The sequence below is a fragment of the Novimethylophilus kurashikiensis genome (genome assembly GCF_003112435.1).
In the GTDB taxonomy this organism is placed as follows: domain Bacteria; phylum Pseudomonadota; class Gammaproteobacteria; order Burkholderiales; family Methylophilaceae; genus Novimethylophilus; species Novimethylophilus kurashikiensis.
The window spans coordinates 1-1,905 of sequence record NZ_BDOQ01000031.1; the positions used below are offsets into that span (position 1 = coordinate 1).

General features: G+C 61.5%; 1 protein-coding gene. It reads left to right on the forward strand.

Features of this window, described 5'->3' with window-relative positions; translation table 11 throughout:
- On the forward strand, positions 1–1,905 hold a 1,905-nt coding region (locus tag NMK_RS18190; RefSeq protein WP_109017189.1), incomplete at both ends, for a bifunctional aconitate hydratase 2/2-methylisocitrate dehydratase.

Sequence of the window (1,905 nt, forward strand, 5' to 3'; positions counted from 1 at the left end):
GTGGTATTCAAGGTTCCTGGCGAAACCAATACCGACGACCTGTCTCCCGCGCAGGAAGCCTGGTCGCGCCCCGATATCCCGCAACACGCCAAGGCGATGCTGGTCTCCAAGATGCCAGATGGCCTCGCAACTATTGCCAAGCTGAAGGAAAAGGGCTTGCCGCTGGCTTACGTGGGCGACGTGGTCGGCACCGGTTCTTCGCGCAAATCCGCCATCAACTCCGTGCAATGGCACATGGGCGAGGATATCCCGCACATCCCCAATAAGCGCACGGGTGGCCTGGTGCTGGGCGGCAAGATCGCCCCGATCTTCTTCAACACGGCTGAAGACTCCGGCGCATTGCCGATTCAATGCGACGTCCAGGGTATGAACACGGGCGACGTCATCGTCATCCGTCCGTTCGAAGGCAGGGTTACCAACGAAGCCGGTGAAACCCTCAGCACCTTCGATATCGCGCCTGTCACGCTGCCCGACGAAGTGCGCGCCGGCGGCCGTATTCCCCTCATCATCGGCCGCGGCCTTACCACCAAGGCGCGCGAAGCGCTGGGCTTGCCGCCTTCCGACCTGTTCATTAAGCCGGTTGCACCCAAGGACACCGGCAAGGGCTACACCCTCGCACAAAAGATGGTCGGCCGTGCCTGCGGCGTCACCGGTATTCGCCCCGGTACGTATTGCGAACCCAAGATCACCACCGTCGGCTCCCAGGACACCACCGGCGCCATGACCCGCGATGAACTGAAAGAACTGGCCTGCCTCGGCTTCTCTGCCGATCTCGTCATGCAAAGCTTCTGCCACACGGCGGCGTATCCCAAGCCCGTAGACATCAAGCTTCAGCATACATTGCCCGAGTTCATGTCTAGTCGCGGCGGCGTCTCCTTGCGTCCCGGCGACGGCGTCATCCACTCCTGGTTGAATCGCATGCTGCTGCCTGACACCGTCGGTACCGGCGGCGACTCCCATACGCGTTTCCCCATCGGTATTTCGTTCCCGGCCGGTTCGGGCCTCGTCGCCTTCGGCGCCGCCATGGGTTCCATGCCGCTCGATATGCCGGAATCCGTGCTGGTGCGCTTCAAGGGCACCATGCAGCCCGGCATCACCCTGCGCGACCTGGTCAACGCCATTCCTTATGCTGCCATCCAGGAAGGCACGCTCACCGTCGGCAAGCAGGGCAAGAAGAACGTGTTCAATGGCCGTATTCTGGAAATCGAAGGTCTGCCCGATCTCAAGGTGGAACAGGCATTTGAATTCGCCGATGCTTCCGCCGAGCGCTCCGCCAACGGCTGCACGGTGCGTCTCAACAAGGAACCGGTGGCCGAATACCTGCGCTCCAACGTGGCCCTGCTGGAAAAGATGATCGAAGACGGTTATGAAGACCCGCGCACGCTGCGTCGCCGTATCGAGAAAATCAACGCTTGGCTCGGAAACCAGGACCTGTTGGAACCCGATGCCGACGCCGAATACGCGCACGTCATCGAAATTGACCTCAACGAGATCAAGGAACCGCTGCTGGCATGCCCTAACGATCCGGACGACATCAAGCCGTTGTCGGCCGTGGTAGGCGACAAGATCGATGAAGTGTTCATCGGCAGCTGCATGACCAACATCGGCCACTACCGTGCTGCGGCCAAGGTGCTCGATGACGCCGGGCTGATTCCAACCCGCCTGTGGATTGCCCCGCCGACCCGTATGGACGAATCCGAGCTGCGTGAAGAAGGCGCTTATTCCGTCTTCGGCCGCGTCGGCGGTCGTACCGAAGTGCCAGGGTGCAGCCTGTGCATGGGCAACCAAGCCCGTGTCGCCGACAAGGCGACGGTGTTCTCGACCAGCACTCGCAATTTCGACAACCGCATGGGCAAGGATGCTCGCGTCTATCTTGGCTCAGCCGAGCTGGCCGCCGTCTGTGCC